The sequence below is a fragment of the Flavobacterium phycosphaerae genome (assembly GCF_010119235.1).
Lineage (GTDB): Bacteria > Bacteroidota > Bacteroidia > Flavobacteriales > Flavobacteriaceae > Flavobacterium > Flavobacterium phycosphaerae.
Map to the genome: position 1 here is coordinate 378,395 of NZ_JAAATZ010000001.1, position 25,673 is coordinate 404,067.

Here is a 25,673-nt window from a genome sequence, read left to right on the forward strand (position 1 = left end):
TAACTTCTTCTACTTTTGGAGCAGCTGGAGCGGCCACTGGAGCAGTCGTTTTCTTAGCACGACGTGTTCTTCCTTTTTTCTCCTCTTTTTTACCTCCGTTGTAAAGTTCGTTGAAGTCTACCAATTCGATCATTGCCATATCAGCGTTATCTCCAAGACGATTACCCATTTTGATGATACGAGTGTATCCACCCGGACGGTCACCAACTTTAGCGGCTACTTCTCTGAACAATTCTGTTACAGCATATTTGTTACGCAAGTAAGCGAAACAGATACGACGATTGTGAGTTGTATCTTCTTTAGATTTTGTTACTAATGGCTCAACGAATTGTTTAAGCGCTTTAGCTTTAGCAACAGTGGTGATGATACGTTTGTGCTCGATAAGAGAACATGCCATATTAGCCAACATAGATTTTCTATGTCCTGTCTGTCTGCTTAAATGATTTACTTTTTTTCCGTGTCTCATGACGTACTTTTTTTAACCTTCATCTTGCTACAATCCGCTTTGGAGAGCAAAATATGAAGTAATTTATTCTTTATCTAATTTGTATTTACCTAGGTCCATTCCGAAAGTAAGATTCTTGTTGGCAACCAATTCGTCTAACTCAGTTAGCGATTTTTTACCGAAGTTACGGAACTTCATTAAGTCATTTTTGTTGAAAGATACTAAATCTCCAAGGGTGTCAACTTCTGCTGCTTTTAAGCAATTCAAAGCTCTTACTGATAAATCCATATCGACAAGCTTAGTTTTAAGCAATTGTCTCATGTGTAATGATTCTTCGTCGTAAGACTCAGTTTGAGCAATTTCATCAGCTTCCAAAGTAATTCTCTCATCAGAGAATAACATAAAGTGGTGAATTAGAACTTTAGCAGCTTCTGTTAAAGCATCTTTTGGATTAATTGAACCATCAGTTTTGATTTCAAAAACTAATTTTTCGTAATCTGTTTTTTGCTCCACACGGAAGTTTTCAATGGCATATTTTACATTTTTTACCGGAGTAAAAATAGAGTCTGTAAAAATAGTACCGATGGCTGCGTTTTGTTTTTTGTTTTCCTCTGCAGGAACATAACCACGACCTTTCTCGATGGTTAATTCCATGTTCAGGTTTACTTTACTGTCAAGGTTACAAATTACCAACTCCGGGTTCAATACTTGAAAACCAGAGATGAATTTTTGAAAATCGCCCGCAGTAATTTGGTCTTTTCCTGAGATAGAGATAGAAACTGTTTCATTATCTACATCTTCGATCTGACGTTTGAAACGTACTTGTTTTAGATTTAAGATAATTTCAGTAACATCCTCAACAACTCCTGAAATGGTAGAAAACTCATGCTCTACACCTTCGATACGAACCGAAGTGATGGCATAACCTTCTAACGCAGAAAGTAAAACTCTTCTAAGTGCATTACCAACAGTCAATCCGTATCCCGGTTCTAAAGGTCTGAATTCAAACTTACCTTCAAAATCGGTTGAATCGATCATGATAACTTTATCGGGCTTCTGAAAATTAAATATTGCCATAATTTAGACTAATGTCAATTATTATTTGTTGTACAACTCTACGATTAATTGTTCTTTAATGTTTTCCGGAATTTGAAGTCTTTGCGGAACAGAAACGAAAGTTCCTTCTTTGGTATCATTATTCCAAGTAATCCACTCGTATACGTGTGAAGAATTGGCTAATGAACGCTCGATAGCTTCAACAGATTTAGATTTTTCACGAACCGCAACTTTGTCGCCTGGTTTTAAGTGGTAAGAAGGAATGTTAACCAATTCTCCGTTCACAGTGATGTGACGGTGAGAAACGATTTGTCTTGCTGCTCTTCTTGAAGGCGCAATTCCCATTCTGAACACTACGTTATCTAATCTTGCTTCACATAATTGTAAAAGGATTTCACCCGTTACACCTTTAGAAGCTGCTGCTTTTTCAAAAAGGTTTCTGAATTGTTTTTCTAAAATTCCATAAGAATATTTAGCTTTTTGCTTCTCCATTAGCTGAACAGCGTACTCAGATTTTTTACCTCTTTTTTTAGCCATCCCGTGTTGTCCAGGAGGATAATTTCTTTTTTCGAAGGATTTGTCTTCTCCGAAGATTGCTTCGCCGAATTTACGAGCAATTTTAGTTTGTGGACCAGTATATCTTGCCATTTTAAATTGTTTTAAGATTGAGATTATGAATTCAGGTCACATCCTTCGATAATCTGTTAGCCAATCTTGTGTTATACTATAATTATACTCTTCGTCTTTTAGGAGGACGACATCCGTTGTGTGGCATTGGAGTAACGTCGATGATTTCGGTTACTTCAATTCCTGAGTTGTGAATTGATCTGATAGCAGACTCACGTCCGTTACCTGGTCCTTTCACATACACTTTTACTTTTTTAAGTCCAGCTTCTAATGCTACTTTTCCGCAATCTTCTGCTGCCATTTGAGCTGCGTACGGAGTGTTCTTTTTAGAACCTCTGAAGCCCATTTTACCAGCTGAAGACCAAGAAATAACTTCACCTTTTTTATTAGTTAAAGAGATGATGATATTGTTAAAAGTTGCATTAATATGCGCTTCTCCCGTTGATTCAACGATAACTTTACGTTTTTTTGTGGTCGCTTTAGCCATATTACTTATTATTTAGTTGCTTTTTTCTTGTTAGCAACAGTTTTTCTTTTACCTTTTCTTGTTCTAGAGTTGTTCTTAGTTCTTTGTCCTCTTAACGGAAGACCAGATCTGTGACGGATACCTCTATAACATCCAATATCCATTAAACGTTTGATGTGCAATGAAACTTCTGAACGAAGCTCACCTTCAATTTTGAAATAAGATACGGCGTCACGGATTCCTCCGATTTCGTCATCATTCCAGTCTTGAACTTTTTTATCTTGGCTTACTTGAGCTTTTTCTAAAATCTCAATTGCTCTACTTTTACCAATTCCGAAGATGTAGGTTAAAGCGATAACTCCTCTTTTGTTTTTTGGGATGTCTACCCCTGCTATTCTTGCCATAACTATCCTTGTCTTTGTTTAAATCTAGGATTCTTTTTGTTGATTACGTATAATCTGCCTTTTCTGCGTACAATAATACACTCGGCACTTCTTTTTTTAACTGATGCTCTTACTTTCATTTTTACTAGCTTTAGTATCTATATGTAATTCTTGCTTTTGACAAATCGTAAGGACTCATTTCCAGTTTCACTTTGTCACCAGGTAACAATTTGATGTAATGCATACGCATTTTTCCAGAGATATGAGCAATTACAACGTGTCCATTTTCTAATTCTACTCGGAACATAGCATTCGATAATGCTTCGATGATTGATCCGTCTTGTTCTATTGCTGATTGTTTTGCCATAAAAACTAAGCTACTGCTTTTCTATTTTTACCACTTTTCATCAATCCGTCATAGTGTTTATTCAATAAATAAGAATTTATTTGTTGAATAGTATCGATAGCTACACCAACCATAATGATTAATGAAGTACCACCATAGAACATAGCCCAAGATTGTTGTACATTAAGACTAACAACAATCGCTGGGAACACAGCAATTAACGCCAGAAACAATGAACCTGGGAATGTTATAAGAGACATGATTTTATCTAAGAAATCAGCTGTTTCAATTCCTGGTTTAATTCCCGGTATGAAACCACCACTTCTTTTTAAATCATCGGCCATTTTATTGGTTGGAACGGTAATAGCTGTATAAAAGAACGTGAATATTAAAATTAACGCTGCAAATACAAAGTTGTACCAAAAACCAAACATATTACTAAAAGTACCGGCAATAGACTGTGATGTTTCTGATTTTGAAAGTCCTGCTACTGCTGCCGGGATAAACATAATTGCCTGAGCAAAGATGATTGGCATAACACCAGCAGAATTCAATTTCAATGGAATCCATTGTCTGTTTCCGCCAAGCATATCTTGTTCGAAATCACCGGTTGTTGTGCGACGAGCGTACTGTACCGGAATCTTTCTTACTGCCATTACTAACAATACACAACCAATAATTACTAATAACCATCCAATAATTTCGAAAACCAACACCATTGGCCCTCCCTGATTGTTGGTAATTCTTGAAGTAAATTCTTGAAACAATGCTTGTGGTAGTCTGGCTAAGATACCCACCATAATTAATAGTGAAATACCATTCCCTATTCCTTTATCTGTAATTTTTTCTCCTAACCACATAGCGAAAATAGTACCTGTAGTAAGAATTAAAACGGATGAGAATAAGAAAGCAAACGAATCAAATCCTAAAAGGAAAGCATTACCCGGCAATGTTCTGTAAAGGTTATAGATATAACCAGGACCTTGAACTAGTGTGATGGCAATAGTTAACCATCGGGTAATTTGATTTAGTTTTTTTCTTCCACTTTCACCGTCTTTTTGCAATTTTTGCAAGTAAGGAATAGCGATACCCATTAACTGAACAACAATTGAAGCAGAAATGTAAGGCATGATACCTAGTGCAAATACTGACGCTTTAGAGAAAGCTCCACCGGTAAACATATCAAGGATCGAACCGATACCTTTTTCTGTTTGACCTGCTAAGCTATGCAATTGCGTAGCATCAATACCTGGTAGCGTTACATGCGCTCCAAATCTGTAAACTAATAATAGTCCAAGGGTTACAAGGATTCTATTTTTTAGTTCCTCTATTTTCCAAACATTACTTAATGATTCAAAAAATTTCTTCATTGTTATAGCAATTATAGGGTTACAGCTTCTCCACCAGCCGCTTCAATAGCCGCTTTTGCAGTTGCAGTAAATTTGTGAGCAGTTACTTTTAATTTTGCTTTCAATTCGCCTCTACCAAGGATTTTAACTACTTCATTTTTAGTAGCCAAACGGTTTTCAACTAATACTGAAAAATCTACAGTATCGGTAACAATTCCGTTATCTACTAATAATTGAAGGGCGTCAAGATTTACTCCTTGATACTCAACACGATTAATGTTTTTGAAACCAAACTTAGGCACACGTCTTTGAAGTGGCATTTGCCCTCCTTCAAAACCAATCTTTTTAGAATAACCAGAACGAGACTTTGCTCCTTTGTGACCTCTTGCAGAAGTACCACCTTTACCAGAACCTTCTCCTCTACCTAATCTTTTGTTTTGATTGTGTGTAGAACCTTCAGCAGGTTGTAAGTTACTTAAATTCATAACTATGATTTGTTATTTAACTTCCTCTACGGAAACTAAGTGTTTAACTTTATTTATCATTCCAAGGATAGCTGGATTTGAATCATGCTCCACAACCTGTCCCATTTTACGAAGACCTAAAGCCTCTAATCCTCTCTTTTGTGTAAGAGGACAATTGATTTTGCTTCTAACTTGTTTTACTAATAATTTAGCCATAATTTCCTTGAATTAACCTTTAAAAACTTTCTCTAAAGAAATACCTCTTTGTTTTGCAACAGTAACGGCACTTCTCATTTGTAATAAAGCATCAAAAGTTGCTTTTACCACGTTGTGAGGATTTGATGAACCTTGTGATTTTGATAATACATCGTGAATACCCACTGACTCAAGAACTGAACGAACAGCTCCACCAGCGATTACTCCGGTACCGTGAGATGCAGGCATTAAAAATACTGCTGCTCCACCAAATTTTCCTTTTTGTTCGTGAGGTACAGATTGACCACTTAAAGGAATTCTAACTAAGTTTTTCTTTGCATCTTCTACTGCTTTAGCAATAGCTTCAGAAACGTCTTTAGATTTTCCTAAACCATGTCCAACAACACCGTTTTCATCACCTACAACAACAATAGCAGAAAAGCCAAAAGCTCTACCTCCTTTTGTTACTTTGGTAACACGATTTACACTTACCAAACGATCTTTTAACTCAAGACCACTAGGTTTTACTAACTCTACATTTTTGTATCCGTTATACATAATTTCTTAGAATTTAAGTCCAGCCGCTCTTGCGCCTTCCGCTAATGATTTAATACGACCGTGATATAAATAACCTCCTCTATCGAAAGTTACTTCTGTAATTCCGGCTTTTAACGCTTTTTCTGCAGCAAGTTTTCCAACTTCAGTTGCAATTTCTACGTTTGTACCTTTTATGTTTACTCCTTTATCTTTTGATGAAGCAGCCAATAAAGTAACTCCATTCACATCATCAATTAGTTGTGCATAGATTTCTTTATTACTTCTGAATACAGATAGTCTTGGTTTAGCAGCAGTACCGCTAACAATCTTTCTGATTCTGAATTTAATTCTTTGTCTTCTTTCAGTTTTTGTTAATGACATAATGCTAATTTTTACGCTGATTTACCTGCTTTTCTTCTTAATACTTCACCAACAAACTTAACTCCTTTTCCTTTGTAAGGCTCAGGCTTACGGAAACCTCTGATTTTGGCAGCGATTTGTCCGATTAATTGTTTGTCGAAAGATGTTAACTTCACGATTGGGTTTTTCCCTTTTTCAGAAATTGTTTCCAATTTTACTTCAGGAGCAACTTCTAAAACGATGTTGTGAGAAAACCCTAAGGCTAAGTCTAATTTTTGTCCTTGGTTAGAAGCTCTGTAACCTACCCCTACCAACTCTAATTCTTTGGTAAAACCTTCAGATACACCCGTAACCATATTATTGATTAACGATCTGTATAATCCGTGTTTTGCTCTATGATCTTTACTATCAGATGGTCTTTCAACTACTACTTGACCTTCTTCAACTTTCACTGTTACGTCTGCGTAATCTTGTGTAAGTTGACCTAATTTTCCTTTAACTGTAATTACTGTTTCACTAACTTCTACAGTAACACCAGCAGGAATTGAAATTGGATTTTTACCTATTCTTGACATTGTTTAACTGTTTTTATTAGTATACGTAGCAAATTACTTCTCCACCAACATTTAATTGCTTAGCTTGTTTTCCGGTCATTAAACCTTTTGAAGTGGAAACAATAGCAATTCCTAATCCGTTAAGGATTCTAGGTAATTTTGATGCACCTGCATATTTACGTAAACCTGGTTTACTAATTCTTTGGATATCTTTGATAACTGACTCTTTAGTATCTTTATCATACTTCAAAGCGATTTTGATAGTTCCTTGAACAGAACTGTCATCAAATTTGTAACTTAAGATATATCCTTGATCGAATAAAATCTTTGTGATTTCTTTTTTCAAGTTCGAAGCCGGGATTTCAACCACTTTGTGGTTAGCCATCACTGCATTTCTAACTCTCGTAAGATAATCTGCAATTGGATCTGTATACATATTTATTAAATTGTGGCAACGGTTTTCAAAAAGACTATCTCTTTGAACCTGAAGCCATTAAACTCTAATTTAACAGCAGAGAATTGTACGTTCCCGGCAAAAATCCGGCAAATGTACAATTATCTGCTGAAATTCCAACTATTACCAGCTGGCTTTTTTTACTCCCGGGATTAATCCTTGGTTAGCCATCTCACGGAAAGTTACACGTGAAATGCCGAATTGACGCATATACCCTCTTGGTCTTCCTGTCAATTTGCAACGATTGTGCATACGAACAGGTGAAGCATTTTTTGGTAATTTTTGTAACCCTTCGTAATCTCCAGCTTCTAATAAAGCTTTTCTTTTCTCAGCGTACTTAGCTACCGTTTTTTCTCTCTTAACCTCACGGGCTTTCATTGATTCTTTAGCCATATCTTAATTCTTTTTAAAAGGTAAACCTAATTCAGCCAATAATGACTGTGCTTCTTTATCTGTGTTTGCCGTTGTTACGAAAGTAATATCCAATCCTGAAATTTTGTTTACTTTATCAATATCAATTTCAGGGAAAATGATTTGCTCAGTAACACCAAGGTTGTAATTACCTCTTCCGTCAAAACCAGTAGCTTTGATACCATTAAAATCTCTTACACGTGGTAAAGAAGAAGTAATAAGTCTGTCTAAAAACTCATACATTCTCTCTCCTCTAAGAGTTACTTTGGCTCCAATTGGCATACCTTTTCTCAATTTGAATGACGCAACGTCTTTCTTAGAGATAGTAGATACTGCTTTTTGTCCAGTAATCTTAGTTAACTCATCTACTGCATAGTCGATTAGTTTTTTATCAGATACTGCTGCTCCAACTCCGCGGCTTAAAACGATTTTTTCCAATTTAGGAACTTGCATTACGTTTTTATAACCGAATTCTTCTTTAAGGGCAGCAATTACTCTGTCCTTATATTCTTGCTTAAGTCTAGGTGTATAGGCCATAACTATAATACTTGATTAGATTTTTTTGAAAATCTCACTTTCTTATCTCCTTCTACTTTAATTCCAACCTTAGTCGCTTTTTTTGACTTTGGATCAATTAAAGACAAGTTAGAAATATGCATAGGAGCTTCTTTCTTTACAATTCCTCCTTGAGGGTTTTTAGCACTTGGTTTTGTATGTTTCGAAACCATGTTTACTCCTTCAACGATTGCTTTGTTCTTTTCACGGTCAACGCGTAAAACTTTACCTTCCGAACCTTTGTGGTCACCGGCGATAACTTTTACAACATCTCCTGATTTTATTTTTAGCTTTATCATCTTACTAACGAATTAAAGCACTTCTGGTGCTAATGATACAATTTTCATGAATTGTTTTTCACGAAGTTCTCTCGCAACCGGACCAAAAACACGAGTTCCTCTCATTTCCCCTGCAGCGTTCAAAAGAACACAAGCATTGTCATCGAAACGGATATAAGAACCATCGGCTCTTCTCACTTCTTTTTTGGTACGTACAACAACTGCAGTAGAAACAGCACCTTTTTTCACGTTTCCGTTTGGTGTTGCATCTTTAATAGACACTACAATTTTATCTCCAACAGAGGCATAACGACGTTTCGTTCCTCCTAAAACACGGATAGTCAAAACTTCTTTTGCTCCTGTGTTATCTGCTACTTTTAATCTTGATTCCTGTTGTACCATAATTACTTAGCTCTTTCAATGATTTCAACTAATCTCCAACATTTGGTTTTTGATAAAGGTCTTGTTTCCATGATCTTTACTGTATCACCAATGTTACAGTCGTTTGTTTCGTCGTGTGCATGAAACTTTTTAGTTTTTAACACGAACTTACCATATAATGGGTGTTTTACTCTGGTTACTTGTGCCACAACAATAGACTTGTCCATTTTGTTTGACGTAACTACACCAATTCTTTCTTTTCTTAAATTTCTTTTTTCCATCTTTTCAGCTAGCATACAATTATTGTAACTCTCTTTTAGTTAGCTCAGTTGCTACTCTAGCAACAGCTCTTCTAGCACTTCTAATTTGAAGTGGATTGGCAATTGGAGAAATAGCGTGTGCAGATTTTAAATCCATATAAGCTTTTCTCAACTCAGTAAGTTTTACTTGCAACTCAGCTGCAGATAGATTGATAATTTCTGATTGTTTCATAATTAATTTTAGATTATGCTTCGAAATCTCTAGCAACTACAAACTTAGTTTTTACAGGCAGTTTTTGAGCGGCAAGACGTAAAGCTTCTTTTGCAACAGAAAGCGGCACTCCACCAACTTCAAACATGATTTTTCCTGGTTTTACAACAGCAGCCCAATATTCGACTGCTCCTTTACCTTTACCCATACGTACCTCTAGAGGTTTTTTAGTGATAGGTTTGTCCGGAAATATTTTAATCCATAACTGTCCTTCTCTTTTCATGTAACGAGTTGCAGCGATACGCGCAGCTTCGATTTGACGTGAAGTTAAGAACATTCCATTTTCATGTACTGATTTAATTCCAAACATTCCATTAGAAAGTTCGTGTCCTCTTTGAGACACCCCTTTCATTCTACCCTTCTGTACCTTACGGTATTTTGTTCTTTTAGGCTGTAACATTTTTCTTTAGTTTAAAATTTACTTTCTTTTACGGTCTCCACCAGGTTTTCTGTCTTTGTTGAAAGGTTTGCGATCTCCTTTTGAAGAATCTCCGCCTTTTCCGCCAGAAGCTTGTTTTTTATCCATTCCAACTAGTGGGGATAAATCACGTTTTCCGTAAACTTCACCTTTCATGATCCATACTTTGATACCCATTCTACCATAAGTAGTATGTGCTTCAGCCAAAGCATAATCAATATCGGCTCTGAAAGTTGATAGAGGAATTCTACCTTCTTTGAATTGTTCAGAACGTGCCATTTCAGCTCCGTTCAAACGACCAGAAATCAAAACTTTAATACCTTCTGCATTCATACGCATTGCTGCTGCGATAGCCATTTTTATAGCTCTTCTGTATGAAATACGGCTTTCGATTTGACGTGCAATACTAGTTCCAACTAAGTATGCATCTAACTCAGGTCTTTTAATTTCAAAGATGTTGATTTGAACCTCTTTGTCAGTAACTTTCTTAAGTTCTTCTTTTAACTTGTCTACCTCCTGACCACCTTTTCCGATAATGATACCCGGTCTGGCAGTTGTGATAGTAACGGTTACAAGTTTCAAAGTTCTCTCGATGATTACTTTTGATACACTAGCTTTTGATAAACGAGCATGGATATACTTTCTGATTTTATAATCTTCGGCGATTTTATCACCGTAATCATTTCCACCATACCAGTTTGAATCCCATCCTCTGATGATACCAAGTCTGTTTCCAATTGGATTTGTCTTTTGTCCCATCTTATTAATTGCTTTGTGTGTTATCTAATTGTCCTAATACGATAGTTACGTGGTTAGAACGTTTTCTAATTCTGTGTGCTCTTCCTTGTGGTGCCGGACGAAGTCTTTTCAACATCATTCCACCATCTACAGTGATTGTCTTAACGAATAAGCCTGCTTCTGAAACGTTTCCTTCTGCATTTTTCTGCTCCCAGTTATTGATGGCAGATAACAAAAGTTTTTCTAATTTTCTTGAAGCTTCTTTTGAGCTAAATCTTAAAATATTTAAAGCTCTTTCCACTTTCTGACCTCTTACCAAGTCTGCTACTAAGCGCATTTTTCTAGGTGAAGTAGGGCAATTGTTTAATTTAGCAAATGCGATAGACTTGTTAGCCTCTTTTCTTGCGTCTGCAGTTTCTCTTTTACGAACTCCCATTGCTTCTTATTTTTTACCTTTATTTTTTGCTCCAGCATGACCTCTAAAAGATCTTGTTGGTGAAAACTCTCCTAATTTGTGTCCTACCATGTTCTCAGTTACATAAACCGGAACAAATTGACGACCATTGTGTACTGCGATTGTTTGTCCAACGAAATCCGGAGTAATCATAGATGCTCTAGACCAAGTCTTAACAACACCTTTATTTCCACCAGCAATATTTTCTTGAACTTTTTTATCTAATTTATAGTGTACAAAAGGTCCTTTTTTTAATGAACGTGCCATGTCTATCTAATTATTTCTTTCTGCGTTCAACAATATACTTATTACTTGGGTTAACTTTAGAACGAGTTCTATACCCTTTAGCAGGAAGTCCTTTTCTAGAACGTGGGTGACCTCCAGAAGAACGTCCTTCACCACCACCCATTGGGTGATCGACAGGGTTCATTGCTACCGGTCTTGTTCTTGGTCTTCTTCCTAACCATCTTGTTCTACCTGCTTTACCAGACACGATCAATTGGTGGTCAGAGTTAGAAACGGCTCCAATAGTAGCTGAACAAGTTAACAAGATCAATCTTGTTTCCCCTGAAGGCATTTTGATTGTAGCATATTTTCCATCTCTTGCCATTAATTGAGCAAATGTTCCGGCAGAACGAGCAATAACAGCTCCTTGTCCAGGACGCAATTCGATACAAGAAATTACAGTTCCTAATGGAATTTTGCTCAATGGCAAAGTATTTCCAATTTCAGGAGCCGCACCTTCTCCAGACACTACGGTCTGACCTACTTGCAATCCGTTTTGAGCAACAATATATGTTTTCTCACCATCTACATACCACAATAATGCGATAAAAGCTGTTCTGTTTGGATCATACTCGATTGATTTCACTGTAGCAGGAATTCCCACTTTAGTTCTTTTGAAATCAATGATACGATACCTTTGTTTGTGACCACCGCCTGTATAACGCATGGTCATTTTTCCTTGACTATTTCTACCTCCTGAGTTTTTTATCGGTGCTAACAAAGAGCGCTCCGGCTTATCAGTCGTGATGGCGTCAAAACCATTCACAACTCTAAAACGCTGACCCGGGGTAATAGGTTTTAATTTTCTAACTGACATTGTTATTAGATATTATTGTAAAAATCTATTGTTTCTCCCTCTTTTACTTGTACGATAGCTTTCTTGTAGCTATTCGTTTTTCCGCTGATTAAACCACTTTTTGTATACTTAGTAGTTCTATCAGCTCTATAGTTCATCGTGTTAACTTCAACAACCGAAATTCCGTAAGCAGCTTCTACAGCTTTCTTAATCTGAACTTTGTTTGCTTTTTTGTCAACAACAAAACCAAAACGATTGAAAACTTCACCTTCTTTGGTGATTTTTTCAGTGATGATAGGCTTAATTATGATACTCATGGTCTAATTATTTGCTTAAATTTTCTTCAATTCCTTCTAAAGAACCCTCTAAAAGAACTAAATTATTAGCATTTAAAATCTCGTAAGTGCTTAACTCTGAATTAGTTACAACGCTAGACGCCTTTAAATTGCGTGAGGACAAATATACATTTTTATTTGAATCACCCAACACAAACAAAGATTTTTTGTTTTCTAACCCTAAAGCTTTCAAAACATTAATGAAATTTTTGGTGTTTGGTGTTTCAAAATTAAAGTCTTCAACAACTACTAAATTTGATTCTTTTACTTTTAAAGAGAAAGCCGATTTACGGGCTAATCTTTTTACCGTTTTATTCAATTTGAAAGAATAGCTTCTTGGTCTTGGACCGAAAACTGTTCCTCCACCTTTGAACAATGGACTCTTTTTAGATCCTGCACGTGCAGTACCTGTACCTTTTTGTTTTTTAATCTTACGAGTACTTCCCGCTACTTCAGCTCTTTCTTTTGCTTTGTGCGTTCCTTGTCTTTGATTTGCTAAGTATTGCTTAACATCAAGATATACTGCGTGATTATTTGGCTCAATGCCGAATACTGAATCAGAAAGTTGAACTTTTCTTCCAGTATCTTTTCCGTTGATATCTAAAACTTTTACTTCCATTACTTCTGAATGATTACATAAGAGTTTTTGTGTCCTGGAATAGCTCCTTTAACAACAAGTAGATTCTTTTCAGCTACTACTTTCAAAACTCTAAGATTTTGTACTTTTACATTATCTCCTCCCATTCTTCCAGCCATACGCATTCCTTTGAATACACGTGATGGATAAGAAGATGCTCCTACAGAACCTGGCGCTCTCAAACGGTTGTGTTGTCCGTGAGTAGCTTGTCCAACACCACCAAAACCGTGACGTTTTACAACCCCTTGGAAACCTTTCCCTTTTGATACACCTTGTACATCAACAAATTCTCCTTCGCTGAATACTTCCACAGTGATGTTATCACCTAATTTGTAATTTTCTTCAAATCCTTGGAATTCAACGACTTTTTTCTTAGCAGAAGTACCCGCTTTTTTAAAGTGACCTAAGTCAGCTTTAGTAGCGTGTTTTTCGCCTTTGTCATCGAAACCAAGTTGAAGAGCTGAATACCCGTCAACCTCATTGGTTCTGACTTGGGTAACGACACAAGGACCCGCTTCGATTACTGTACAAGGAATATTCTTCCCGTTCTCGTCGAAAATGCTTGTCATGCCGATTTTTTTTCCAATTAACCCAGACATATTAAACTAATTATTAATTAATAAATTTTGTTATTCATTCATAAAGAATTAAGTAGTAGAATAATTTTCAAAACTCCACTACTTAAAACTTAAACTTTTAAAGAGTACTTACACTTTGATTTCTACTTCAACACCGCTTGGCAACTCTAATTTCATTAGAGCATCAATGGTTTTTGAAGATGAAGAGTAAATGTCTAATAATCTTTTATACGAACTTACTTCGAACTGCTCTCTCGCTTTTTTGTTCACGTGAGGAGAACGCAATACCGTAAATATTTTTTGTGTGTAGGTAACGGAATTGGACCTGTTACAACAGCACCTGTGCTTTTCACAGTTTTTACGATTTTCTCAGCTGATTTATCAACCAACATGTGATCGTAAGATTTTAATTTTATTCTAATTTTTGACTCATCTTGATAAGAATTAAGCGTTACCTTTTGCTTTTTTGATTACTTCTTCAGAAATATTTGAAGGAGTTTGCTCGTAGTGAGAGAATTCCATTGTAGAAGTTGCTCTACCTGAAGACAATGTTCTTAATGTTGTTACATAACCGAACATCTCAGAAAGTGGCACATTGGCTTTAATCGTTTTGGCACCATTTCTGTCACCCATATCATTTACCTGACCTCTACGACGGTTGATATCACCAACGATATCTCCCATGTTTTCTTCCGGAGTAATAACTTCCATTTTCATGATTGGCTCAAGGATAACAGCTCCGGCAGCTTTTGCTACTTCTTTGTATCCCATTTTAGCAGCCAACTCGAAAGAAAGTGCATCAGAATCTACCGGGTGGAAAGATCCATCCAATAAAGTTACTTTTAAACTATCTACTTGGTATCCCGCTAAAGGACCAGTTTTCATAGCTTCTCTGAAACCTTTCTCTACAGAAGGAATATATTCTTTAGGAACGTTACCTCCTTTTACTTCGTTAACAAACTGTAACCCTACAGGTACTTTTCCGTCAACTTCATCAGCAGGCTCTAATCTAAATACGATATCACCGAATTTACCACGACCTCCAGATTGTTTTTTGTAAGTTTCTCTGTGTTGAGCAGATTTTGTGAAAGCTTCTTTGTATTCAACTTGAGGCTCACCTTGGTTAACCTCTACTTTGAACTCACGTTTCATACGATCTACAAGGATGTCTAAGTGTAACTCACCCATACCTGAAATAATCGTTTGACCTGAAGCCTCATCTGTTCTAACTGTAAACGTAGGATCTTCTTCAGCTAATTTTGCTAAAGCCATACCCATTTTATCAACGTCAGCTTTAGTTTTTGGCTCAATAGCGATACCAATTACCGGTGCAGGGAATTTCATTGACTCAAGAATGATTGGGTGTTTTTCATCACACATCGTATCTCCGGTCTTGATATCTTTAAATCCAACTGCTGCTCCAATATCACCTGCCTCGATATACTCGATTGGGTTTTGTTTGTTAGCGTGCATTTGGTAGATACGAGAAATTCTTTCTTTGTTTCCTGAACGAGTGTTCAAGATGTATGAACCAGCATCTAAACGACCTGAATAAGCACGGAAGAAAGCCAAACGACCAACATAAGGGTCAGTAGCAATTTTAAATGCCAAAGCTGCGAACGGCTCTTTTACATCAGGACGACGTAAGATTTTAGTTTGATCTTCTTCTAATAAATCAGCATCATCAGGGTGGATACCTTGGATACCTTCTTTATCTAAAGGAGATGGTAAATATTTACATACAGCATCCAACATAAATTGAACCCCTTTGTTTTTGAATGAAGAACCAGCAATCATCGGGATGATAGCCATATCCATAGTAGCAGCTCTTAATGCATTGTTGATTTCTTCCTCTGTGATAGATTCTGGATCTTCCATGTATTTATCCAATAGGTTTTCATCATAATCAGCAACAGCTTCAATAAGGATGTCTCTGTATTCTTTTACTTCAGCTACCATATCAGCAGGAATATCAACAATATCAAAAGTTGCCCCTTGAGTTGCATCATGCCATATAATTGCTTGGTTTTTTACTAAATCAACTACCCCTTTGAAATCATTTTCTTCACCAATTGGCAAAGTGATAGCAACTGCGTTTGATTTTAACATATCTCTTACTTGTTGACAAACTGCCAAAAAGTTAGAACCTTGTCTATCCATTTTATTAACGAATCCCATACGCGGCACACGGTACTGGTCAGCTAGTCTCCAGTTAGTTTCTGATTGCGGCTCAACACCGTCAACAGCAGAAAATAAGAAAACCAATCCATCCAATACACGTAACGAACGGTTTACCTCTACGGTAAAGTCAACGTGTCCAGGGGTATCGATAATATTAAAGTGGTAAGGTTGTGAAGTTGGTAATACTTTACCTTGTTCTGTTGGGAAATTCCACTCACAAGTAGTAGCTGCCGAAGTAATGGTAATACCTCTTTCTTGCTCTTGTGCCATCCAGTCCATGGTAGCTGCACCATCGTGCACCTCACCAATTTTGTGTGATTTTCCGGTATAGAATAATATACGCTCAGTTGTTGTTGTTTTACCAGCATCAATGTGAGCAGCAATTCCGATGTTTCTTGTAAATTTTAGATCTCTAGCCATTTCTTAAATATTAAAATCTAAAGTGAGAGAATGCTTTATTTGCTTCTGCCATTTTGTGAGTATCCATTCTCTTTTTAACAGCAGCACCTTCTTCTTTAGCCGCAGCTAAGATTTCAGAAGCTAATTTACCAGCCATTGACTTTTCGTTTCTTCTTCTGGCATAAAGAATCATCCATTTCATGGCCATAGAAATTTTTCTGTCCGGTCTGATTTGCATTGGAATTTGGAAGGTAGCTCCACCTACTCTACGACTACGTACTTCTACGTGAGGCATAACGTTGGTTAAAGCATCTTTCCAAACTTCTAATGATGATTTTTCATCATTGTTCTTTTTTGTTTCTACGATATCCATGGCATCATAGAATACTTTGAAAGCTGTTGATTTCTTACCATCCCACATCAAGTTGTTCACGAAACGTGTCACTAACTGATCGTTAAATTTAGGATCCGGTAAAAGTGGTCTTTTCTTTGCCGCTCTTTTTCTCATGTCTTTTCTTTAAAAGTTCTTAAAATTACTTTTTAGCTTCTTTTGGGCGTTTAGCACCATACTTAGATCTTCTTTGTGTTCTTCCTGCTACACCTGAGGTATCAAGCGCACCACGCACAATGTGGTATCTAACTCCTGGTAAATCTTTTACCCTTCCGCCTCGCACTAATACTATCGAGTGCTCTTGTAGATTGTGTCCTTCTCCCGGGATGTAAGCATTCACCTCATTTCCATTAGTCAAACGTACACGCGCTACTTTACGCATCGCTGAGTTTGGTTTTTTTGGAGTAGTAGTGTAAACACGCGTACAAACACCTCTTCTTTGAGGACAAGAATCTAAAGCAACCGATTTACTCTTCTTAGTGATCTGAGTTCTTCCTGTTCTTACTAATTGTTGAATTGTTGGCATAATTAAATACTAATTTTTCTTTATTTATTAAAATCCCGCTTTTTTAGGGGTTGCAAATGTAGCAATTATTTTCAATGAAACAAACGCTAATTAATTAATTTTCAAACAAATTGTTTTTCCATCCGATTATCAGCAATAAAAACAGATTTTTTGCGTTATTTTGAAGCAAATAATTCCAACTGTTGAAAAAGTTTTTCCTTTTTTTCTTCTTTATTACATCCAGCGGAACCATTTCGGCACAAGTTTTTTATTTAAAAATAGTCGGACAAAGCAACACAGAAACCAAAACTATTGACAGTATTGGCTATAATTCAAAACATCAAAACATCAAATCAATTGTTGATGAGAATAATTCTTTTCTTGAAAAACTTTCAAAAACAGGATTTTTAGAAAATCAGCTATCTGAAAAACACAAGTCAAACGACTCCACTTTTTACTTCAAATATTCCCTTGGAGAAAGAATAAATTATGCACGCATATATATAGGTATAAAATTTCAGGAAAACATACCAAACAATTACACTGTAAAAAACGACACTTTGACCCTGCCATATGAAGAAACAGAAAGCTTTTTAAATTCGGTTTTAAAAAAATTAGAAAGCAATGGTTTTTCTATGGCAAAAGTAAAACTGATAAACCTGCAAAAGAAAAGCAACGTCATTACTGCAGATTTATCCATCACAAAAGAGACCCAAAGACAGTTGAACGGAATTGTAATCAGCGGCTATGACAAATTCCCTGAAGGACACAAAAAAAATATACTTCGCCTATACCGCAACAAAGTTTTCAATCAAAAAAACCTTGACAAGCTTTACAATGATTTTGACAAATACCGATTCGTTAAGCAAAGCAAGTATCCTGAAATTTTATTTACTCAGGATTCCACCAAAGTTTATGTATATATAGAAAAAGCCAAAGCCAATAGTTTTGACGGCTATATCGGCTTTACTAACGACGAAAATAAAAAATTGGTTTTCAGCGGTTACTTGGACTTGGTTTTGAACAACATTTTAAATTCCGGCGAAAAATTATCCTTGTACTGGAAAAGCGACGGGCAGGATCAGAAAACGTTCAATCTTGGAGTTGAAATTCCTTATCTCTTCAAAAGCCCGATTGGATTGAAAACCGAACTCAATATTTTCAAACAAGACAGCACCTTTCAGAATACCCGTACCGCAATTAATTTAGGCTATTACTTCAATTACAACACCCGATTGTATTTAGGCTACCAATCAACAGAATCGAGCGACATACAAAATGTCAACACCACAACCCTAAGTGATTTTGACAACTCCTACATCACAACTTCATTAGAATTTTTAGACTTTAAAAACGATGATTTTCTCTTTCCGGAAAAGACGGTGTTAGATTTCAAAATTGGAACAGGCAAAAGAAACACTAAATTAATTTCAGACAATCAGTTTTTTGCCAATCTGAATATAAAACACAACTTGTATTTGAATCAAAAAAACATCATCAATATCAAATCACAAAATTTTTACCTGCAAAGCAGCAATTACATCGTTAATGAACTGCAACGTTTTGGCGGAATCAATTCGATTAGAGGCTTCAACGAAAACAGTCTGCAAGCCAACACATTCAACTCCATACTAACCGAATACCGGTATGTAATCGCCTCAACCATTTACGTTCATTCCATAATTGATTACGGCCGTCTGCAGGACAACACTTCTAACACCAAAACAAACCTTCTCGGATTGGGTTTTGGTTTTGGTTTATTATCTAAAAACGGTCTTTTTAACATCGTTTATGCCAATGGAAGCACAAACAACCAAGCCGTGAAATTATCCAATTCGATAGCACATGTAAGTTTTAAAGCTAGTTTTTAAGAGATTAAAAACTTTAACACTAAAAACTTTCTCTAATATTAGGATTTTTAAGATTTTTTTAAGAATTTTGAAAGACTAATTATAACCAAATTAAATAATGAAAACAAAGTTAAATGGATTCTTGACGCTATTTATTGCGTTATTGGTGCAAATATCTTTTGCACAAGAAAGGATTGTAACTGGTGTTGTTTCTGACAACAGTGGATTACCAATTCCGGGAGTTAATGTTCTTGTCAAAGGAACTAAACTAGGCACTCAAACTGATTTTGACGGGAAGTTTTCCATCAAAGCAAGTCCAAGTCAAACAATCATCTTCAATTTCGTCGGTATGAAAACCCAAGAAATTGTAGCTTCATCCGCAACGCTTAACGTTAAGATGAAAGATGCAGCCGTTGAATTGGAAGGAGTAGTTGTTACCGCTTTTGGTATCAAAAGAAATCCTAAAAAATTAGGATATGCTGTTTCTTCGGTTAAAAGCAGCGATGTTACTGAAGTTTCTGAACCGGATTTAACCAGAGCCCTTTCGGGTAAAGTTGCTGGGGTTAATGTTAACTTTTCAACAGGAGTTGCAGGAGCTTCAAATCAAATTACAATAAGAGGGGTCAACTCATTAGTAGGAAACACACAACCATTAATCATTGTTGATGGTGTTGCTTACAATAGCGATCAAGTTACAAGTTCAAGTCAGATTACTGGCGGTGGTGGATACGAAAGTGCTTTGTCTACCCTTGACCCAAATGACATAGCTAGCATCAACGTTCTTAAAAGTACGGCTGCAGCAGCATTATATGGTTCAAGAGCCATGAACGGAGTTATAGTTATAACTACTAAATCTGGGACTTCTAAATCAGGAAAGAATGAAAAAATGAGTGTAAACGTGGGAATGGGTACATATTATGAAAATATTGCCAACTTACCGGAATACCAAAACACTTATGGAGCTGGTAGTAATTTCAATTATTCAAATGCCAATGGTTCATGGGGACCAAGATTTGATTCGTTAGCCACTATTCCTACTTGGCCAACATTATTAGCTGCGTTTCCTGATCAATTTGGCCCTACAGTTCCTTATGTTGCAAAACCAAATAACGTAAAAGATTTATTCAGAACCGGAACCGTTTTAGACAGAACAGTAGGCTTAAATTACTCGGGGCAAGATGGAAATTTCAATATAACCGTATCTGATATGAAACAAGATGGTTATATCCCTTACAACTCTTATGACAGAACATCAATGTCTGCCGGCGGGAATTTCAAATTGAACGACAGATTGACTGCCGGTGCTAATATGAGTTTCTCTAAAACAAAACAGATTGGTGGTTTCTTTGGTGAGAATCAATTTGACGGTGCATCCTCTTCGTTTGCCAGAACCTTATTTTTAGCCAGAAACTGGGATTTAAATTTACCTTACACTAACCCAGTTACTGGAGCTTCGGTAACACCTAACGGCACTCAATTTGACCACCCTCTTTGGTCTTGGCAACACGACCAAACCATAACTAAAACCAACAGGGTAGTTGCCGGATTAAATTTAAACTATAAACTTAGCGATCATATTTCAGCCTCATACAGAATTGGGGTTAACAGATACACCTTATACAGAGATGAAATTCGTGATATCGGATCCAGAGCGAACAATGGTTTAGGTGATTTGAAAAAAGATACTTTCATCAATGAAGATATAGAGTCTACTTTACTTTTCAATTTTGACTATAAATTGACTGACAACTTAAATTTATCAGCCATTATAGGAAATAACGTTTTACAAAATAACATCTCCAGAGAAACAAATGAGGGGATTGACTTTGTATTACCAAACATCTTCACCTTTGGTAACGTAACCAGTATCAAAAGTTTAATTGACGAACGTGCTCAAAAAAGAAATGTGGGTGCCTTTGCCGATGTAACTTTAAATTTCAAAGATTATCTTTTCTTAAATGCTACCGGAAGAAATGACTGGAGTTCATCATTACCAAAAAAGAACAACTCTTACTTTTACCCATCGGTAAGTGCCTCGTTAATCGTAACTGATGCGCTACAGTTGAAAAGTGACGTGTTAACTTATGCTAAATTAAGAGCTAGTTTTGCCAGAGTTGGTAGAGATGCTGATGCTGAATTTACAAGACTTGCTTTCACTCAAGGCAATGCATACAATGGCAATCCGGTAATCAGTAACCCAACTTCTCTTGGTGATCAATCAGTAACTCCTGAGTTCTCTTCTGAATTTGAATTTGGTACTGATTTAGAATTCTTCAAGAAACGTATTGTTGTCGACTTAACATTGTACAATAAAAAAACTACTGATTTGATTACTCCAATTGTGGTTCCATCCACTAGCGGTTATCAGCAATACAATACAAATGCTGGTTCAATTGAAAACAAAGGAATTGAATTAGGCCTTACTTTAGTACCTGTTAAAACCGATAGTTTTAAATGGACTTTATACACTATGTTTTCTAAAAACAAAAATGAAGTTACTGAACTCAAAGAAGGTTTAGACAGAATACAACTAGACGCAAATCAAGTAGCTTACGCTATTCCTGGTGAGGCATTTGGAGTATTCTATGGTACTAAATTCGCTAGAGATGCTAATGGAAACTATTTAATAAACCCATCAGGTGGTGGAATTATTCAAGATCCTGAATTAGGTATAATCGGTGATCCTAATGCTGATTTTAAAGTTAGTTTTACTAACACATTCGTTTACAAAGCTTGGTCTTTAAAATCACAATTTGATTGGAAACAAGGTGGTGACATCAGTTCAGTAACCATTCAAAGTTTATTAGGAAGAGGGGTTACCAAAGATACCGAAGACAGAGAGCGTACTTTCATCATACCAGGTTACTATGGTAATAACGACGGAACACCTATACTAGACGGAAGTGGTAATCAGATTCCAAACACGACACAAATAAGCATGAATGAATTATACTTCTCTCCTGCCGGTGGTAATACTTTTGGAATTAACAGTGTGGACGAAGCCTCTATTTATGACGGAACAGTGTTCAGATTAAGAGAACTTAGTTTAACTTACGATGTTCCTTCTTCAGTTTTAAAGAAAACTGCTTTTGGAAAAGTTAGCTTTAGTCTTATTGGCAGCAATTTATGGTATTTTGCACCAAATGTTCCTAAATATACCAATTTCGATCCGGAAGCAACTAGCTATGGATCTTCACCACTTCAAGGTATTGAAACATCTGCAGCTCCAACAGCTAAAAGATTTGGATTCAAAGTTAATTTAACATTTTAACAAGTATAAAAATGAAACTCATTAATAAAATAAGAAACAACAAGACCATTGTAGTTTTATCTTTATTCACAACATTTTTCGTAAGTTGTAGTGATTATTTAGATGTTGATAAAGATACCGATTACCCTACAACTGCTCCTTTGAACCTTTTATTAACCAATGCACAAGTAAGCACAGCGTTAGTGGGAGATTTCAATAACAATACCGGGCGTCTGCTTTCTACTTATACACATCAAATGACCTCAAGGGAGGAAGAAGACCAGTATGGTATTAAAGTGAACAACATCAACATGAATAATGACTGGGATGCCATTTATCTTGGCTTAACTGACCTTGAAACCATTATAAAACAAGGTACTGATACCGGCAACATGGTTTATGTAGGTGTAGCACAAATGCAAAAGGCTTATCTTATGTCCTATGCCGTTGATTTATGGGGAGATGTACCTTACAGCGAAGCCACACAATTGGCTACCTCTGGTATAATTAACCCAAAATTTGACAATCAAAAAGCCATTTATGCTGATATATTTGCGCTTATCGAAACAGCAAAAATTAACCTTGCCAGTGATTTAGGAAATGAAAAACCAGGTACTGATGATTTATACTATGGAGGTAATACTGACAAATGGATTCGATTTGCAAACACTTTCAAATTGAAGTTGTACAACCAAACACGTCTTACTACTGATTTTGATCAGGCTGGTTTTGATGCATTAATTGCAGAGGATAATTTCTTCACTTCTAATGCTGATGACTTCCAGTTCAATAGATACGATGCTATTTCTCCTTCGAACGAAAGAAATCAATTATTCATTGCTGCTTATGAAGGAACTCAATTTAGTGAATACCAAAGCCCTTGGTTCTATGAAATCCTAAAAGGTGTGAATCCAAATATTCACAACGGAAATCCTGATCCAAGAATGCATTACTACTTCTACAACCAGTTAACTGCTGGTGAATTCCCTCCTGATCAAGGAAATACTGTTACCGGGGATCCTGGCGCTGATTATTGGGATGCTTCAACAGGTTTCTTCAGTATTCGTTTTGGTAGTGTTGGTCCGGACCGCGATAAAAGTGCCGAAAACTCATATACTTACCCTGGAATTTTCCCATGTGGTGGTAGATATGATGACGAACAAGGTGGCTCTGTAGCAACCTTAGATACTGATTTCAGCGGAAAAGGAATTGCTCCTCACCGTATCTTAACTTATGATGAATTCTTATACATTAAAGCAGAATTAATTCAAGTTGGAAAACTAACCGGTAATGCCGCTGCTACACTTCAAGACGCTGTGACAGCCAGTTTCGCAAAAGTAGATCAAGTAGTTGCTAATAGTGGAACTAATCAAACTGTTCCTGTTTTAACTGGAAGCCCAGAAGTGGCTACATTCATCGGCAACATAATGACTGAATTTAACGCTGCGTCAGCAGCCAAAAAATTGGAAATTATCATGACGCAAAAATGGGTTGGTACTTTTGGAGACCCTATGGATCAATATACAGATTACAGAAGAACAGGCTATCCTGTTTTGGCTGACCCAATGGGAGCTTCACCAGAATATCAGTTAAATAATGGTGACGGATTCCCAATTATTGACTCTCAAACAGTTCAAAACAATGCTTTCCAATTATCTTTCTATTGGCCACAGTCTGAATTAAACTCAAATGCCAATGCGCCGGCTCAAAAAAATCCGGCTACCTATAAAATATTTTGGGATAATTAATAAAAAAAATGAAAATGAAAAAACTAAAATTAATCTTAGCTTCCTTATTTCTCGTGGTGTTTGTAACATCATGTGATAAAGATGGTGGTGATTCGGTTATTGCGACAGATAATGGTGGCGCACCAAATATTAAGAAAGTAGCAACAGCTGATCAATCAATTAATCTTGCCGCACTTAACAATGGCGACGACATTAATTTAAGCTTTACGGTAGATATTGCCAGAGGTGATGTTGCCTCAATGGATATTGTTGGTATTTACAAGCAAGGTACTACAGTTCAAAAAGCTGTATTAAAGGCTGGCGTTACTACTTTTCCAAGTACTATTACTTTAACAAAAACTGATTTATTTAGTGCCTTTGATGCCATTCCTACAGCAGGAGACATAACGGTTTCTGACAAATTAATCATTTCTGCAGATGTTACCTTAAAAGATGGTAGAGTTTACAAATTATTTACGGATGATGGTACACCTAGATTTGGTGCAGATATCGCCAATTCACAGCAATTTTCTGTATCGCAAACCTATATCATTTCTTGTCCGCTAGATGATGCCTCTACGTTCAATGGCAACTATTCAGTTACTCAAGATACTTGGCAAGATTACGGCATTGGAGATATAGTCCCTGTTGAATATGATAGTACTCTTGGAGTATTGAGTTTCAAAATTCTAAGTGCTAATAATCCATATATCGCCAACCCAAGTACATCCTATATGCTTGTAACTATTGACCCAACAGATTCTTCTGTAACAGTTCAATCAAATGAAGATTTTGATTACGGCGGAGGGTTTATAGTTCCTGTAACAGGTACCGGAGCCGTTGGTTCATGTACCGGGGACATTAGCTTAACTTTATCTTTTGGTCCATACGGTCCATATTATTTTGATTTAGTAAAAAATTAAAATATAACTACAGTACTTAAAACCACCAGTTTTCACTGGTGGTTTTTTTATATCTTTGCGCCATGGAAAAAGAAAATCAAATCTTCGGAATCAGAGCCATTATTGAAGCCATCAATGCCGGAAAAGAAATCGACAAAGTATTTATACAAAGCGATGCTCAGGGCGAATTGATGCAGGAATTGATGAAAGCAATGAAAAAAAACAGCATCAATTTCTCCTATGTTCCCGTAGAAAAGTTAAACCGACTTACACCCAATAACCACCAAGGTGCCGTAGCAACCATTGCCCCTATTACTTTCGTAAAACTGGAAACCTTGGTAGACGCTGTGGTTGAAAGTGGCAAGACTCCCCTATTCTTAATCTTGGACCAACTGAGCGATGCCCGAAACTTCGGAGCCATCATCAGAACAGCCGAATGTACAGGCGTTGACGGAATCATTGTTCAAAAAACAGGCTCAGCTCCCGTTAACGGCGATACCGTAAAAACATCTGCAGGGGCCGTTTTTAATGTGCCTATTTGCAAAGTAGATCACATTAAAGACGCTATTTTTTACCTGCAAGGCAGCGGAATCAAAACCGTAGCCGCCACCGAAAAAACCGAAGACAGTCTTTTTAACATAGATTTAAACCAACCCGTAGCTATCATTATGGGCAGCGAAGACCGCGGCATCAACCCATCAGTTCTTAAAATTGTAGATGAAAAAGCCAAGTTACCCATGTTCGGAACTATTGGCTCATTGAATGTTTCTGTAGCTTGTGGTGCCTTCCTATACGAAACAGTAAGACAACGTCAATAAGCAGCGAATGGCTTGGG

At 36.6% G+C, this 25,673-nt stretch carries 35 protein-coding genes and 2 pseudogenes; 5 read left to right on the forward strand and 32 right to left on the reverse strand.

From position 1 onward, the window contains the following. Positions 1–7: 7 nt before the first annotated feature. From rplQ to rpsL, 32 genes and pseudogenes are all read right to left on the reverse strand, one after another. Positions 8–466: pseudogene (gene rplQ / locus GUU89_RS14900) on the reverse strand (50S ribosomal protein L17); the annotation flags it as partial. A gap of 63 nt (positions 467–529) precedes the next feature. Beyond that, positions 530–1,522 carry a DNA-directed RNA polymerase subunit alpha gene (locus tag GUU89_RS01615; RefSeq protein WP_121312871.1) on the reverse strand — a complete coding sequence of 331 codons (993 nt, stop codon included), beginning with the start codon at positions 1,520–1,522 and terminating at the stop codon, positions 530–532. Positions 1,523–1,543: 21 nt separating this feature from the next. Next, on the reverse strand, positions 1,544–2,149 hold the full coding sequence (gene rpsD / locus GUU89_RS01620; RefSeq protein WP_162126300.1) for a 30S ribosomal protein S4: 606 nt from the start codon (positions 2,147–2,149) through the stop codon (positions 1,544–1,546). An 82-nt stretch (positions 2,150–2,231) separates the two neighbouring features. After that, a complete protein-coding gene (gene rpsK / locus GUU89_RS01625) occupies positions 2,232–2,615 on the reverse strand; it encodes a 30S ribosomal protein S11 (protein ID WP_131476278.1) in 384 nt (127 codons plus the stop codon). An 8-nt stretch (positions 2,616–2,623) separates the two neighbouring features. Further along, a complete protein-coding gene (gene rpsM, locus GUU89_RS01630; RefSeq protein WP_133533890.1) occupies positions 2,624–2,998 on the reverse strand; it encodes a 30S ribosomal protein S13 in 375 nt (124 codons plus the stop codon). Positions 2,999–3,000: 2 nt separating this feature from the next. Further along, the gene (ykgO, locus tag GUU89_RS01635) at positions 3,001–3,117 is read right to left on the reverse strand and encodes a type B 50S ribosomal protein L36 (protein ID WP_002987490.1); all 117 of its coding nucleotides are present in this window, start codon (positions 3,115–3,117) and stop codon (positions 3,001–3,003) included. Positions 3,118–3,128: 11 nt separating this feature from the next. After that, on the reverse strand, positions 3,129–3,344 hold the full coding sequence (gene infA, locus GUU89_RS01640) for a translation initiation factor IF-1 (protein ID WP_026714631.1): 216 nt from the start codon (positions 3,342–3,344) through the stop codon (positions 3,129–3,131). A 5-nt stretch (positions 3,345–3,349) separates the two neighbouring features. Next, entirely contained in the window at positions 3,350–4,693 is a 1,344-nt protein-coding gene (secY, locus tag GUU89_RS01645; protein ID WP_162126301.1) for a preprotein translocase subunit SecY, read from the reverse strand. An 11-nt stretch (positions 4,694–4,704) separates the two neighbouring features. Further along, positions 4,705–5,157 (reverse strand): 50S ribosomal protein L15, encoded by a 453-nt coding sequence (gene rplO / locus GUU89_RS01650; RefSeq protein WP_162126302.1) that lies wholly within the window; start codon positions 5,155–5,157, stop codon positions 4,705–4,707. Between the two features lie 12 nt (positions 5,158–5,169). After that, on the reverse strand, positions 5,170–5,352 hold the full coding sequence (rpmD, locus tag GUU89_RS01655; protein WP_121312865.1) for a 50S ribosomal protein L30: 183 nt from the start codon (positions 5,350–5,352) through the stop codon (positions 5,170–5,172). A 12-nt stretch (positions 5,353–5,364) separates the two neighbouring features. After that, the gene (rpsE, locus tag GUU89_RS01660; RefSeq protein ID WP_133533887.1) at positions 5,365–5,889 is read right to left on the reverse strand and encodes a 30S ribosomal protein S5; all 525 of its coding nucleotides are present in this window, start codon (positions 5,887–5,889) and stop codon (positions 5,365–5,367) included. Between the two features lie 6 nt (positions 5,890–5,895). Continuing rightward, positions 5,896–6,249, reverse strand: coding sequence for a 50S ribosomal protein L18 (gene rplR, locus GUU89_RS01665; RefSeq protein ID WP_162126303.1), 354 nt, complete (start codon positions 6,247–6,249; stop codon positions 5,896–5,898). A gap of 11 nt (positions 6,250–6,260) precedes the next feature. Next, positions 6,261–6,803, reverse strand: coding sequence for a 50S ribosomal protein L6 (gene rplF / locus GUU89_RS01670; RefSeq protein WP_162126304.1), 543 nt, complete (start codon positions 6,801–6,803; stop codon positions 6,261–6,263). A 16-nt stretch (positions 6,804–6,819) separates the two neighbouring features. Continuing rightward, complete coding sequence (gene rpsH, locus GUU89_RS01675) at positions 6,820–7,218, reverse strand: 30S ribosomal protein S8 (RefSeq protein WP_162126305.1); 399 nt, start codon at positions 7,216–7,218, stop codon at positions 6,820–6,822. Positions 7,219–7,359: 141 nt separating this feature from the next. Further along, positions 7,360–7,629: a 30S ribosomal protein S14 gene (gene rpsN, locus GUU89_RS01680; RefSeq protein ID WP_162126306.1), complete on the reverse strand. Its 270-nt coding sequence runs from the start codon at positions 7,627–7,629 to the stop codon at positions 7,360–7,362. Between the two features lie 3 nt (positions 7,630–7,632). Then, complete coding sequence (gene rplE, locus GUU89_RS01685) at positions 7,633–8,184, reverse strand: 50S ribosomal protein L5 (protein WP_162126307.1); 552 nt, start codon at positions 8,182–8,184, stop codon at positions 7,633–7,635. A gap of 2 nt (positions 8,185–8,186) precedes the next feature. Then, complete coding sequence (gene rplX / locus GUU89_RS01690; RefSeq protein ID WP_162126308.1) at positions 8,187–8,501, reverse strand: 50S ribosomal protein L24; 315 nt, start codon at positions 8,499–8,501, stop codon at positions 8,187–8,189. A 12-nt stretch (positions 8,502–8,513) separates the two neighbouring features. Continuing rightward, entirely contained in the window at positions 8,514–8,882 is a 369-nt protein-coding gene (rplN, locus tag GUU89_RS01695; RefSeq protein WP_007803649.1) for a 50S ribosomal protein L14, read from the reverse strand. Between the two features lie 2 nt (positions 8,883–8,884). Further along, positions 8,885–9,142, reverse strand: a complete 258-nt coding sequence (gene rpsQ, locus GUU89_RS01700) for a 30S ribosomal protein S17 (protein WP_162128603.1) — start codon at positions 9,140–9,142, stop codon at positions 8,885–8,887. A gap of 19 nt (positions 9,143–9,161) precedes the next feature. Beyond that, the gene (gene rpmC, locus GUU89_RS01705; RefSeq protein ID WP_131476291.1) at positions 9,162–9,353 is read right to left on the reverse strand and encodes a 50S ribosomal protein L29; all 192 of its coding nucleotides are present in this window, start codon (positions 9,351–9,353) and stop codon (positions 9,162–9,164) included. Between the two features lie 13 nt (positions 9,354–9,366). Continuing rightward, the gene (gene rplP, locus GUU89_RS01710) at positions 9,367–9,792 is read right to left on the reverse strand and encodes a 50S ribosomal protein L16 (RefSeq protein WP_162126309.1); all 426 of its coding nucleotides are present in this window, start codon (positions 9,790–9,792) and stop codon (positions 9,367–9,369) included. 18 nt (positions 9,793–9,810) lie between these two features. Further along, positions 9,811–10,569 (reverse strand): 30S ribosomal protein S3, encoded by a 759-nt coding sequence (gene rpsC / locus GUU89_RS01715; protein ID WP_162126310.1) that lies wholly within the window; start codon positions 10,567–10,569, stop codon positions 9,811–9,813. Between the two features lie 4 nt (positions 10,570–10,573). Beyond that, positions 10,574–10,984: a 50S ribosomal protein L22 gene (gene rplV, locus GUU89_RS01720; RefSeq protein ID WP_162126311.1), complete on the reverse strand. Its 411-nt coding sequence runs from the start codon at positions 10,982–10,984 to the stop codon at positions 10,574–10,576. Between the two features lie 6 nt (positions 10,985–10,990). After that, positions 10,991–11,269, reverse strand: a complete 279-nt coding sequence (gene rpsS, locus GUU89_RS01725; RefSeq protein ID WP_007136562.1) for a 30S ribosomal protein S19 — start codon at positions 11,267–11,269, stop codon at positions 10,991–10,993. Between the two features lie 10 nt (positions 11,270–11,279). After that, the gene (rplB, locus tag GUU89_RS01730) at positions 11,280–12,104 is read right to left on the reverse strand and encodes a 50S ribosomal protein L2 (protein WP_162126312.1); all 825 of its coding nucleotides are present in this window, start codon (positions 12,102–12,104) and stop codon (positions 11,280–11,282) included. Positions 12,105–12,109: 5 nt separating this feature from the next. Next, positions 12,110–12,400 (reverse strand): 50S ribosomal protein L23, encoded by a 291-nt coding sequence (gene rplW / locus GUU89_RS01735; RefSeq protein WP_162126313.1) that lies wholly within the window; start codon positions 12,398–12,400, stop codon positions 12,110–12,112. A 7-nt stretch (positions 12,401–12,407) separates the two neighbouring features. Next, positions 12,408–13,037, reverse strand: a complete 630-nt coding sequence (rplD, locus tag GUU89_RS01740; protein WP_162126314.1) for a 50S ribosomal protein L4 — start codon at positions 13,035–13,037, stop codon at positions 12,408–12,410. Beyond that, positions 13,037–13,654, reverse strand: coding sequence for a 50S ribosomal protein L3 (rplC, locus tag GUU89_RS01745; RefSeq protein ID WP_162126315.1), 618 nt, complete (start codon positions 13,652–13,654; stop codon positions 13,037–13,039). Before rplC ends, rplD begins: the two co-directional genes overlap by 1 nt. A 108-nt stretch (positions 13,655–13,762) precedes the next feature. Then, a pseudogene (gene rpsJ, locus GUU89_RS01750) lies at positions 13,763–14,025 on the reverse strand (30S ribosomal protein S10). A gap of 52 nt (positions 14,026–14,077) precedes the next feature. Continuing rightward, a complete protein-coding gene (gene fusA, locus GUU89_RS01755; RefSeq protein WP_162126316.1) occupies positions 14,078–16,234 on the reverse strand; it encodes an elongation factor G in 2,157 nt (718 codons plus the stop codon). A 10-nt stretch (positions 16,235–16,244) separates the two neighbouring features. Continuing rightward, positions 16,245–16,721, reverse strand: coding sequence for a 30S ribosomal protein S7 (gene rpsG, locus GUU89_RS01760; RefSeq protein ID WP_162126317.1), 477 nt, complete (start codon positions 16,719–16,721; stop codon positions 16,245–16,247). Positions 16,722–16,746: 25 nt separating this feature from the next. Then, positions 16,747–17,130 (reverse strand): 30S ribosomal protein S12, encoded by a 384-nt coding sequence (gene rpsL, locus GUU89_RS01765; protein ID WP_007136570.1) that lies wholly within the window; start codon positions 17,128–17,130, stop codon positions 16,747–16,749. A 182-nt stretch (positions 17,131–17,312) separates the two neighbouring features. On the opposite strand from rpsL, the gene GUU89_RS01770 reads away from it, so the two are divergent. From GUU89_RS01770 to rlmB, 5 genes are all read left to right on the forward strand, one after another. Next, a complete protein-coding gene (locus tag GUU89_RS01770; protein ID WP_162126318.1) occupies positions 17,313–18,980 on the forward strand; it encodes a BamA/TamA family outer membrane protein in 1,668 nt (555 codons plus the stop codon). Positions 18,981–19,077: 97 nt separating this feature from the next. Continuing rightward, the gene (locus GUU89_RS01775; RefSeq protein ID WP_162126319.1) at positions 19,078–22,230 is read left to right on the forward strand and encodes a SusC/RagA family TonB-linked outer membrane protein; all 3,153 of its coding nucleotides are present in this window, start codon (positions 19,078–19,080) and stop codon (positions 22,228–22,230) included. 11 nt (positions 22,231–22,241) lie between these two features. Further along, positions 22,242–23,957, forward strand: a complete 1,716-nt coding sequence (locus tag GUU89_RS01780) for a SusD/RagB family nutrient-binding outer membrane lipoprotein (protein ID WP_162126320.1) — start codon at positions 22,242–22,244, stop codon at positions 23,955–23,957. 14 nt (positions 23,958–23,971) lie between these two features. After that, on the forward strand, positions 23,972–24,859 hold the full coding sequence (locus tag GUU89_RS01785) for a hypothetical protein (protein ID WP_162126321.1): 888 nt from the start codon (positions 23,972–23,974) through the stop codon (positions 24,857–24,859). Between the two features lie 62 nt (positions 24,860–24,921). Beyond that, positions 24,922–25,656 (forward strand): 23S rRNA (guanosine(2251)-2'-O)-methyltransferase RlmB, encoded by a 735-nt coding sequence (rlmB, locus tag GUU89_RS01790; protein WP_162126322.1) that lies wholly within the window; start codon positions 24,922–24,924, stop codon positions 25,654–25,656. Positions 25,657–25,673: the final 17 nt, after the last annotated feature.

What these genes read in the sequence shown, in the direction of transcription:
- GUU89_RS01615 (WP_121312871.1), bottom strand. Translation starts at nt 1,522, where the DNA reads ATGGCAATATTTAATTTTCAGAAGCCCGATAAAGTTATCATGATCGAT.
- rpsD (WP_162126300.1), bottom strand. Translation starts at nt 2,149, where the DNA reads ATGGCAAGATATACTGGTCCACAAACTAAAATTGCTCGTAAATTCGGC.
- rpsK (WP_131476278.1), bottom strand. Translation starts at nt 2,615, where the DNA reads ATGGCTAAAGCGACCACAAAAAAACGTAAAGTTATCGTTGAATCAACG.
- rpsM (WP_133533890.1), bottom strand. Translation starts at nt 2,998, where the DNA reads ATGGCAAGAATAGCAGGGGTAGACATCCCAAAAAACAAAAGAGGAGTT.
- ykgO (WP_002987490.1), bottom strand. Translation starts at nt 3,117, where the DNA reads ATGAAAGTAAGAGCATCAGTTAAAAAAAGAAGTGCCGAGTGTATTATT.
- infA (WP_026714631.1), bottom strand. Translation starts at nt 3,344, where the DNA reads ATGGCAAAACAATCAGCAATAGAACAAGACGGATCAATCATCGAAGCA.
- secY (WP_162126301.1), bottom strand. Translation starts at nt 4,693, where the DNA reads ATGAAGAAATTTTTTGAATCATTAAGTAATGTTTGGAAAATAGAGGAA.
- rplO (WP_162126302.1), bottom strand. Translation starts at nt 5,157, where the DNA reads ATGAATTTAAGTAACTTACAACCTGCTGAAGGTTCTACACACAATCAA.
- rpmD (WP_121312865.1), bottom strand. Translation starts at nt 5,352, where the DNA reads ATGGCTAAATTATTAGTAAAACAAGTTAGAAGCAAAATCAATTGTCCT.
- rpsE (WP_133533887.1), bottom strand. Translation starts at nt 5,889, where the DNA reads ATGTATAACGGATACAAAAATGTAGAGTTAGTAAAACCTAGTGGTCTT.
- rplR (WP_162126303.1), bottom strand. Translation starts at nt 6,249, where the DNA reads ATGTCATTAACAAAAACTGAAAGAAGACAAAGAATTAAATTCAGAATC.
- rplF (WP_162126304.1), bottom strand. Translation starts at nt 6,803, where the DNA reads ATGTCAAGAATAGGTAAAAATCCAATTTCAATTCCTGCTGGTGTTACT.
- rpsH (WP_162126305.1), bottom strand. Translation starts at nt 7,218, where the DNA reads ATGTATACAGATCCAATTGCAGATTATCTTACGAGAGTTAGAAATGCA.
- rpsN (WP_162126306.1), bottom strand. Translation starts at nt 7,629, where the DNA reads ATGGCTAAAGAATCAATGAAAGCCCGTGAGGTTAAGAGAGAAAAAACG.
- rplE (WP_162126307.1), bottom strand. Translation starts at nt 8,184, where the DNA reads ATGGCCTATACACCTAGACTTAAGCAAGAATATAAGGACAGAGTAATT.
- rplX (WP_162126308.1), bottom strand. Translation starts at nt 8,501, where the DNA reads ATGATAAAGCTAAAAATAAAATCAGGAGATGTTGTAAAAGTTATCGCC.
- rplN (WP_007803649.1), bottom strand. Translation starts at nt 8,882, where the DNA reads ATGGTACAACAGGAATCAAGATTAAAAGTAGCAGATAACACAGGAGCA.
- rpsQ (WP_162128603.1), bottom strand. Translation starts at nt 9,142, where the DNA reads ATGGAAAAAAGAAATTTAAGAAAAGAAAGAATTGGTGTAGTTACGTCA.
- rpmC (WP_131476291.1), bottom strand. Translation starts at nt 9,353, where the DNA reads ATGAAACAATCAGAAATTATCAATCTATCTGCAGCTGAGTTGCAAGTA.
- rplP (WP_162126309.1), bottom strand. Translation starts at nt 9,792, where the DNA reads ATGTTACAGCCTAAAAGAACAAAATACCGTAAGGTACAGAAGGGTAGA.
- rpsC (WP_162126310.1), bottom strand. Translation starts at nt 10,569, where the DNA reads ATGGGACAAAAGACAAATCCAATTGGAAACAGACTTGGTATCATCAGA.
- rplV (WP_162126311.1), bottom strand. Translation starts at nt 10,984, where the DNA reads ATGGGAGTTCGTAAAAGAGAAACTGCAGACGCAAGAAAAGAGGCTAAC.
- rpsS (WP_007136562.1), bottom strand. Translation starts at nt 11,269, where the DNA reads ATGGCACGTTCATTAAAAAAAGGACCTTTTGTACACTATAAATTAGAT.
- rplB (WP_162126312.1), bottom strand. Translation starts at nt 12,104, where the DNA reads ATGTCAGTTAGAAAATTAAAACCTATTACCCCGGGTCAGCGTTTTAGA.
- rplW (WP_162126313.1), bottom strand. Translation starts at nt 12,400, where the DNA reads ATGAGTATCATAATTAAGCCTATCATCACTGAAAAAATCACCAAAGAA.
- rplD (WP_162126314.1), bottom strand. Translation starts at nt 13,037, where the DNA reads ATGGAAGTAAAAGTTTTAGATATCAACGGAAAAGATACTGGAAGAAAA.
- rplC (WP_162126315.1), bottom strand. Translation starts at nt 13,654, where the DNA reads ATGTCTGGGTTAATTGGAAAAAAAATCGGCATGACAAGCATTTTCGAC.
- fusA (WP_162126316.1), bottom strand. Translation starts at nt 16,234, where the DNA reads ATGGCTAGAGATCTAAAATTTACAAGAAACATCGGAATTGCTGCTCAC.
- rpsG (WP_162126317.1), bottom strand. Translation starts at nt 16,721, where the DNA reads ATGAGAAAAAGAGCGGCAAAGAAAAGACCACTTTTACCGGATCCTAAA.
- rpsL (WP_007136570.1), bottom strand. Translation starts at nt 17,130, where the DNA reads ATGCCAACAATTCAACAATTAGTAAGAACAGGAAGAACTCAGATCACT.
- GUU89_RS01775 (WP_162126319.1), top strand. Translation starts at nt 19,078, where the DNA reads ATGAAAACAAAGTTAAATGGATTCTTGACGCTATTTATTGCGTTATTG.
- GUU89_RS01780 (WP_162126320.1), top strand. Translation starts at nt 22,242, where the DNA reads ATGAAACTCATTAATAAAATAAGAAACAACAAGACCATTGTAGTTTTA.
- GUU89_RS01785 (WP_162126321.1), top strand. Translation starts at nt 23,972, where the DNA reads ATGAAAAAACTAAAATTAATCTTAGCTTCCTTATTTCTCGTGGTGTTT.
- rlmB (WP_162126322.1), top strand. Translation starts at nt 24,922, where the DNA reads ATGGAAAAAGAAAATCAAATCTTCGGAATCAGAGCCATTATTGAAGCC.